1 protein-coding gene is annotated in these 407 nt (G+C 48.2%); it reads right to left on the reverse strand.

Annotated features, from left to right (window positions below; translation table 11 throughout):
• Positions 1-407: YPDG domain-containing protein (locus tag HMPREF2854_RS08730; protein ID WP_222563166.1), on the reverse strand; the 407-nt coding region annotated here is incomplete at both ends.

The raw sequence follows: 407 nt of genomic DNA on the forward strand, positions 1-407 counted from the left end.
CAGGCTCAAAGATCGTGTTCTGGTTCGGAACCTTCGGGTTGGAGTCATCCTCATCCGGGATGCCATCACCATCATCATCAGGATCAGTCACATCAGGATCACCATCACCATCAGTATCCAGCTTAAAGTTAGCCTTCACCTCATCAGTGCTGCCATCCTTATAAGTCACCGTAACAGGAACATCAAACTCTTCCGTCGTGTCCTTGTTCAGCTTCGACCCATCCGGGAACGTAACAGTGATCTCACCAGTGTTCTCATCAATCGTAACTACATAGCCCTCAGGAGCCTTGTAATCACCAATCGAGAACTTCGAACCCTCAGGAACATCTACACCCTTACCATCCTTATCAGTAAAGGAAGGAGAAGACTTCGTCTCCTGACCAGGAACAACCAACTTACCCTCATAC

It is taken from the genome of Actinomyces sp. HMSC075B09 (genome assembly GCF_001812395.1).
Classification (GTDB): Bacteria; Actinomycetota; Actinomycetes; order Actinomycetales; family Actinomycetaceae; genus Gleimia; species Gleimia europaea.